Below are 8,165 nucleotides of genomic sequence, written 5' to 3'. Positions count from 1 at the left end.
CCCCCCCCCCCCCCCCCCCCCCCCCCCCCCCCCCCCCCCCCCCCCCGCCTCTGACAGATTCCTGCGATCTGCCGGAACCGCATTTTGCTCTGGTAGGTGTCGACCTTGGTCGACACATCTGTCAGATATCGAATGGATTCATCCGTGTCGACCAAGGTCGATACCTACCGGACCCACCCCGCCATCCCACGGAATGCACGCTCTTGAAGTTGACGTTGATTCGGCGGGTGCAGGGCGCAGCCCTGCCGAAAAACCCCCAACCCCTGCGACGGTTCGTCGCACGGCCAACCCTGGAGCCGGCTCTACACTAGCGCGGTGAACCGCTTGTCGCGCCCGCAACGCCTCCTGCTGCAGCTTGCCTTCGTGGCAACGCTGCTGATGGTGCTTGCGCCGCTGGTCAGTCGCGCGCTGCAGGCGCCCGAACATCACGCTCCTGCGCATGCGCAGATGGATCAGATGTCGCCTGCCATGCATGCCCACATGCATCACGGCAGCATGGCTGAAGACCACGGCGCGCTGCATGCGCAACCGGAATCAACTCCGCCGGCCGATCCGCATGCCGTGCACGGCGAAGCCTGCGAGTACTGCGTGCTGGCCCTGCGTCTGCTGCCGTGGCTGGCCGTGGCGCTGCTGCTGGTGCCACTGCTGTGGCGGCCGCGCGTGCTGTTCGCGCCGCTGCTGCCCCTGCTGCCACCCCAACACTGGCCCGCGCATGCCGCGCGTGGCCCACCGCTGCGCTCCCTCGTCCGCTGAATTTTCCATTCAATCCGCCGCACGACGCCTGACCGGGCGCCGTGCGCGCGTGCGTACCCTGGAGTTGTCTGCATGAAAAACCTGTCCCGCCCCGCGGGCGCGTCCGCGCGCCTGCCGGTTGCCCTCGGCCTCGCGGTGGCCGCTTCGCTGGCGCATGCCGCGCCCGCTGACGAAGCGCGCACCCTCGATACCCTGGTGGTGACTGCCGCCGCACCCTCTTCGCCACTGCACTGGGTGACCGATCCGCGGCTGCCGCGGCAGCCGGTGCCGGCCAGTGATGGCGCCGATTACCTGAAGACCGTTCCCGGTTTTTCCGCCATCCGCAACGGCGGTACCAATGGCGACCCGGTGCTGCGCGGCATGTTCGGTTCGCGCCTGAACATCCTCAGCAACGATGGCAACCTGATCGGCGCGTGTCCCTCGCGCATGGACAATCCGCTGTCCTACATCGCTCCGGAAAGCTTCGACCGGCTGACCATCATCAAGGGCCCGCAGAGCGTGCGCTGGGGGGCGGGTGCCTCGGCCGGCACCATCCGTTTCGAACGTGATACGCCGCGCTTCGAGGCGCCGGGCCTGCGCGCCGATGCCAGTGCGCTGGTCGGCTCGCGCAACCGCAACGACCAGGTGGTGGACCTGACCGTGGGCAATCCCAGCGGCTATGTGCGCGCCAGCGGCAACCGTTCCGAAGCCGATGACTACAAGGATGGCCACGGTGCCGTGGTGCCCTCGAAGTGGCGCAAGTGGAACGGCGATGTGGCGCTGGGCTGGACGCCCGATGCCGATACGCTGCTGGAAGTGTCCGCCGGCGCCGGCGATGCCATCGCGCGCTATGCCGGCCGCGGCATGGACGGTGCCGCCTTCGAGCGCACCACCTTCGGCGCGCGCTTCGAGAAGCGCAACCTGCCCGGTGCGTGGGACACGTTGCAGGCCAACGTGTACTACAACGAAGCCGACCACGTGATGGACAACTACACGCTGCGCACGCCCAATCCGCACAGCAGCATGCCCATGCCGATGGCCTCCAATGTCGACCGGCGTACCCAGGGTGGGCGCATCAGTTCCGAATGGCGCTGGCAGGACGTGCAGCTGGTGGCCGGCGTGGATGCCGAAGACAGCCGCCACCGCGGCCGCGTGGGCATGGGCCGCAACACCTACCAGAACGCGGCCTGGAGCCGTGATGCCGACTTCGAGCGGCAGGGCGTATTCACTGAACTGACCCTGGGCGCCGACACCGCGCGACGCTGGATCAGCGGCCTGCGCATCGACCGTGCGCGCGTGCGCGATACCCGCGCGCAGATCAGCGGCATGATGATGGACATGCCCAATCCCACCGCCGGGCGGCAGCGCCGGCAGTGGCTGGGCAGCGGCTTCCTGCGCTACGAACAGGACCTGGCCCAGGGCCTGACCGCCTACGCCGGGCTGGGCCACAGCGAGCGCATGCCGGATTACTGGGAACTGTTCTCTCCCGATGCCGGACCGGCCGGCAGCGTGAATGCTTTCGCCGGCATCCAGCCCGAACGCACCACCCAGCTCGACGTGGGTGTGCAGTACAACGGGCCGCGGGTGCAGGCTTGGGTGTCGGCCTACGCCGGGCAGATCCAGGACTACATCCTGTTCAACTACCACAGTGGCGGCATGATGGGCAGCAGCAGCCAGGCCGACAACATCGACGCACGCATTGCCGGTGCCGAAGCCGGGCTGAAACTGCAGTTGGACGAGCAGTGGTCGTTGGGCAGTACCCTGGCGTATGCCTGGGGCGAAAACCGCGATGCACACCGTCCGTTGCCGCAGATGCCGCCGCTGGAAGCGCGCCTGAGCGCCGACTGGCAGGGCCAGCGCTGGAGCGCCGGCGCCCTGCTGCGTGCGGTCACCGCCCAGCATCGGGTGGCCGCAGGGCAGGGCAATGTGGTGGCGCAGGATCTGGGCCCCAGCGCGGGCTTTGCCACCTTCGCGCTCAATGCGGCCTATCGCTTCAGCACGCAACTGCAGCTCAGTGCCGGCGTGGACAATCTGTTTGATCGCGCCTACAGCGAACACCTGAACCTGGCCGGCAGCGCCGACTTCGGCTTCCCGGCCGATCCGGTACGCATCAACGAGCCCGGGCGCAGCCTGTGGATGAAGGTGAACTACCGGTATTGATCCGCCGGGCATGGCCCGGCGCTACCCATGCACCCGGCAAAAAAACGGGGTCGGACCCCGCCAGGGCCGACCCCCGCCTGGCGCCCTCAGCCAGGCAGGTTTGACTGTACGATGGCACCGGCACGTGCGGGCGCGCTCGATACATCCCGACATACGCCGACACCACGGCGGCAACCCTTGCATGGAACGGGTTCCCGGCGCTATCGCGCGGCAGGTTTCACGCCGGTAAACGCTTGGCACATACCGATTTCATGGGGCGGTGCCTACACTCGGCGGCCGTGGATCAATCAGGACTGTGCATGTTGGCTCGTATCGCTTCCCCCCTGGCCCTTGGCCTCGGCCTGGCCCTTCTGGCCGGCTGTGCAGGCAAGCCGGAGGCTGCCGCACGCCGGCAGGGTGAAGCCGTACCGGTCACCGCGCAGGTGGTGCAGCCCACGCAGTGGAACGACACGCTGCAGGCATTGGGCACGGCCAAGGCGCGCGAATCGATCAGCGTGACCGCCAAGGTCAGCGAGATCGTGGACCGCGTGCATTTCGAAAGCGGCCAGCAGGTGGCCGCCGGTGCGCCCATCGTCACCCTGCGCGGCCAGGCCCAGCAGGCTGCGCTCAGCCAGGCCCAGGCCACGTTTGCCGAAGCCGACCAGCTGTACAAGCGCCAGCGCGAACTGGCCACCCAGCGCCTGGTATCCAGTGCCACGCTGGATACGCAGAAAGCGATCCGCGATGCGGCCGAAGCGCGCGTGGCGGAAATGCAGTCGGAAATCGGTGATCGCCGCGTGCGCGCACCGTTCGCCGGCGTGCTCGGCATCCGCCAGGTCAGCCCCGGCTCGCTGGTCACGCCCACCACCGTCATCGCCACGCTGGATGACATCGAGCGCATGCACGTCGATTTCCAGGTGCCGGAAGTGGAGCTGGCCGCGCTGTCCACGGGTGACAAGGTCAGCGCCACCAGCGTGGCCTGGCCGGGCCGCACCTTCGAAGGCGAGGTGAGCACCATCGATGCGCGCATCGATCCGGCCACCCGTGCGGTGACCGTGCGCGCCGATTTCGCCAATGCCGACCACGCGCTGCGTCCCGGCATGCTGCTGGATGTGCGCCTGTTCCGCCCCGAGCGCCCGGCACTGGTGGTGCCGGAAATCGCCGTGGTGCAGGTCGGGCGCGATTCGTATGTGTACCGCCTGAAGAGCGACGACACGGTGGAACGTGCCGACGTGGTGATCGGTGCGCGTCGCTCGGGCGTGGTGGAAATCCGCCAGGGCCTGCAGGCCGGGCAGCGCATCGTGATCGATGGCACCGGCAAGCTGCGACCGGGTCTGAAGGTGGCGGCGTCCAACGCGGCTGCGGCCAATGATGCGCAGACGCCGTCTGAAACCACCCCGGCCGCCGCCGAGGGCCAGGGCGGATGAAGCTCTCGGACATCTCCATCCAGCGGCCGGTGTTTGCCGTGGTGATGAGCCTGCTGCTGCTGGTGCTGGGCATCATGTCCTTCACCCGCCTGACCCTGCGCGAACTGCCGGCCATCGATCCGCCCATCGTTTCAGTGTCGGTCGATTACACCGGCGCCTCGGCGGCGGTGATTGAAAGCCGCATCACCCAGGTGCTGGAAGACGCGCTGGCCGGTATCGAAGGTATCGACACCATCAACGCGCGCAGCACCAACGGGCGCTCGCAGGTCAGCATCGAATTCACCTCCAACCGCGATATCGAAGCGGCCGCCAACGACGTGCGCGATGCGGTCAGCCGGGTGGCCGACCGCATGCCCGAAGAGGCGCGCCCGCCGGAAATCGCCAAGGTGGAAAGCGATGCCGACCCGATCATCTGGTTCAACATGTCCTCCACCACCATGGACACGCTGGAACTGAGCGATTACGCCGACCGCTACGTGGTCGATCGCTTTTCCAGCCTGGACGGCGTGGCCCAGGTGCGCATCGGTGGCCGCCAGCGCTATGCCATGCGCATCTGGCTGGACCGCGACCAGCTGGCCGCGCGCGGGCTGACCACCGGCGATGTGGAAACCGCCCTGCGCAACGAGAACGTGGAGCTGCCTGCCGGCCGCATCGAATCGGCCGACCGCGATTTCACCCTGCGCGTAGAGCGCAACTACGTCAAACCCGAAGACTTCGCCACCATTCCGCTGGGCAAGGGCGCCGACGGCTACGTGGTGCGCATGGGCGACGTGGCCAAGATCGAACTGGCCTCGGCCGAACGCCGCGCCTATTTCCGCAGCAACGGCGAACCGGGCGTGGGCCTGGGCATCGTTAAGACCTCCACCGCCAACTCGCTGGATGTGGCCCGCGCCGCGCGCGCTGAAGCGGAAAAGGTCGCCGCTACGCTGCCCGAAGGCACGCAGATCGTGGTCACCTTCGACAACACCACCTTCATCGAAGCGGCGGTGGACCGCGTCTACGCCACGCTGGTGGAAGCGATGCTGCTGGTGCTGGCGGTCATCTGGCTGTTCCTGGGCAGCTTCCGTGCCGCATTGATTCCGGCGGTGACGATGCCGGTGTGTCTTGTGGCTGCGTTCATTGCGCTGTACGCCTTCGATTTCTCCATCAACCTGCTCACCCTGCTGGCGCTGGTGCTGTGTATCGGCCTGGTGGTGGACGATGCGATCGTGGTGGTGGAAAACGTGCAGCGCCGCATCGACCTGGGCGAACCACCGCTGGTGGCGTCCAAGCGCGGCACCACCCAGGTCGCCTTCGCGGTCATCGCCACCACCGCTGTGCTGGTGGCCGTGTTCCTGCCGGTGGGCTTCCTGGAAGGCAATACCGGGCGCCTGTTCCGCGAACTGGCGGTGGCGCTGGCCGCGGCGGTGGCGCTGTCGGCGTTCGTGGCCCTCACGCTTACCCCAATGATGGCTTCCAAGCTGCTGAAGCCGCATACCGGGCAGGCACCGCGCGGCCTGCATGGCTTCATCAACCGCAACCTGGACCGTCTGGCCGCCGGCTATGGCCGCGTGCTGGATCATCACGTGGATCGCACCTGGATCTACCTGGTGGTGATGGCCGCTGCGCTGCTGGCCACCTGGGGGCTGATGAAGATCCTGCCCTCGGAACTGGCACCGGCCGAAGACCGCGGTTCGTTCCAGATCATGATCGACGGCCCCGAAGGCGCCGGCTACGACTACACCGTGCAGCAGGTGCAGCAGGTAGAAGCGCTGCTGGCCCCGCACGTGGGCGCCGACAAGACCATCGCCCGTGCCAACCCGCGCGTGCCCGGCGGCTTCGGTGCCAGCGAGGAGATGCACACCGGCCGGGTGAGCGTGTTCCTGCAGCCGTGGCGCCAGCGCAGCGAAAACACCGTGGACGTGGCCAACGAACTGCAGAAGGAACTGGACACCCTGCGTGGCGTGCGCGTGCGTACCCAGGTCGGTGGTGGCCTGGTGCGCAGTGGCGGGCAGCCGTTCCAGATCGTGCTGGGCGGGCCGGAATACGCGGAAATCGCCCAGTGGCGCGACCGCATCCTGCTGCGCATGGCCGACAACCCCGGCCTGGTCGGCCCCGATTCGGACTACAAGGAAACCCGCCCGCAGATGCGGGTGAACATCGACCGCCAGCGTGCGGCCGACCTGGGCGTGCCGGTCACCGCCATTGGTTCGGCGCTGGAAACCATGATGGGTTCGCGCCGCGTCACCACTTTCGTCGACAACGGCGAAGAGTACGACGTGCTGGTGCAGGCCGGCCGCGAGGGCCGCGCCAGCCCGGCCGACCTGGCCGCGATCCGCGTGCGCGCCAACTCCGGCGAACTGGTGCCGCTGTCCAACCTGGTCACGCTGAGCGAAGTGGCCGAAGCGGGCACGCTGAACCGCTTCAACCGCCTGCGCTCGATCACCATCAGCGCCGGCCTGGCGCCCGGCTACCCGCTGGGTGAAGCCATCGCCTGGGCGCAGCAGGTCAGCCGCGAAGAACTGCCGCAGTACGCGCAGATCAACTGGAAGGGCGAATCGCGCGAATACCAGAGCGCCGGTGGCGCGGTGCTGCTCACCTTCGCCATGGCCCTGCTGGTGGTGTACCTGGTGCTGGCCGCGCAGTTTGAAAGCTTCATCCATCCGCTCACCATCATGCTGACCGTGCCACTGGGCGTGCTCGGCGCGCTGGTCGGCCTGTGGGTGAGCGGCGGCACGGTGAACCTGTTCAGTCAGATCGGCATCGTCATGCTGGTCGGCCTGGCCGCGAAGAACGGCATCCTGATCGTCGAGTTCGCCAACCAGCTGCGCGATGACGGGCGCACCGTGCGGCAGGCCATCATCGAATCGGCCATGGTGCGCCTGCGCCCGATCCTGATGACCTCGATCGCCACCGTGGTCGGTGCCATTCCGCTGGTGGTGGCCGGTGGCCCCGGCTCGGCCAGCCGTGGCACCATCGGCATCGTGATCATCTTCGGCGTCACCCTGTCCACCTTCCTGTCGCTGTTCGTGGTGCCGGCGTTCTACGCGCGCCTGGCGCCGTATACCCGTTCGCCCGAAGCGGTGAAGCGCGAACTGGAAAAGCAGGAAGCCGAATCGCCCTCGGTCGGCGGCCATGCCTGACCGGCACGCCGACGGGGTGTTGGACGGGGGCGGATCCCTTTCCCAACGGGAAAGGGCGCTGACCCCCAGGCTCCAAGGCGAAGGCTTCATGCTTCGCCCCTGGCACCCCAACGACCTCGAATCGCTGCTGCAGCACGCCAACGACCCCGAGGTTTCGCGCGGCCTGCGCGACCGCTTCCCGTGCCCGTACACCCGCGACGACGGCCTGGCCTTCCTGGCCGGGCGCGTGCTGGCGGCCAACACGCTGAACCTGGCCATTGAAATCGACGGCCAGGCCTGTGGCAGCGTGGGCGCCCAGCCGGGCAGCGCAGAACGCGGGCACAGCGCCGAGTTGGGTTATTGGTTGGGCAGGGCGCATTGGGGGCAGGGCGTCATGACCCGCGTGGTGGCGCTGTTCGCGCCCTGGGTGATGGACGAGCTGCGCCTGTTCAGACTGCAGGCTGAAGTCCTGGATTTCAACGAAGGTTCGGCCCGCGTGCTGCTGGCCAACGGTTTCAGCGAAGAGGGCACGGCCCGCTGCGCGGTGTACAAGCGCGGCCAGCTGCACGACCTGCGCCGTTTCGCCCGGGTGCGCACCCAGCTGCCCTGAACGGCCAGGGGTCAGATCCCTTTTCGCCAGAAAGGGGCTCTGACCCCATTCCGCGGTTAGCGCCTGGTGGGTGCGAACCTTGGTTCGCACCGCTCTAGCCGCTGCGCCCGCGGGGGGGGGGGGGGGGGGGGGGGGGGGGGGGGGCGCGGGGGCGGG

5 protein-coding genes are annotated in these 8,165 nt (G+C 68.1%); all 5 read left to right on the top strand.

What is annotated here, in order from left to right; all coding sequences use genetic code 11:
• Nucleotides 1–315 precede the first annotated feature (315 nt).
• The 5 genes from IAE58_RS19165 (at nucleotide 316) to IAE58_RS19145 (ending at nucleotide 8,009) form a co-directional block, all read left to right on the top strand.
• A complete protein-coding gene (locus tag IAE58_RS19165; RefSeq protein WP_199934104.1) occupies nucleotides 316–753 on the top strand; it encodes a DUF2946 family protein in 438 nt (145 codons plus the stop codon).
• 72 nt (nucleotides 754–825) lie between these two features.
• Complete coding sequence (locus IAE58_RS19160) at nucleotides 826–2,892, top strand: TonB-dependent copper receptor (RefSeq protein WP_199934103.1); 2,067 nt, start codon at nucleotides 826–828, stop codon at nucleotides 2,890–2,892.
• Nucleotides 2,893–3,191: 299 nt separating this feature from the next.
• A complete protein-coding gene (locus IAE58_RS19155) occupies nucleotides 3,192–4,298 on the top strand; it encodes an efflux RND transporter periplasmic adaptor subunit (protein WP_199934102.1) in 1,107 nt (368 codons plus the stop codon).
• Nucleotides 4,295–7,420, top strand: coding sequence for an efflux RND transporter permease subunit (locus tag IAE58_RS19150; protein ID WP_199934101.1), 3,126 nt, complete (start codon nucleotides 4,295–4,297; stop codon nucleotides 7,418–7,420). Before IAE58_RS19155 ends, IAE58_RS19150 begins: the two co-directional genes overlap by 4 nt.
• Nucleotides 7,413–8,009: a GNAT family protein gene (locus tag IAE58_RS19145; RefSeq protein WP_199934100.1), complete on the top strand. Its 597-nt coding sequence runs from the start codon at nucleotides 7,413–7,415 to the stop codon at nucleotides 8,007–8,009. Before IAE58_RS19150 ends, IAE58_RS19145 begins: the two co-directional genes overlap by 8 nt.
• The last annotated feature ends 156 nt before the right edge of the window (nucleotides 8,010–8,165 follow it).

Source organism: Stenotrophomonas sp. S49 (genome assembly GCF_016624905.1).
Lineage (GTDB): Bacteria > Pseudomonadota > Gammaproteobacteria > Xanthomonadales > Xanthomonadaceae > Stenotrophomonas.
The sequence above is the reverse complement of the archived record's forward strand: the minus strand, read 5'-3'. Positions and strand labels throughout refer to the sequence as shown.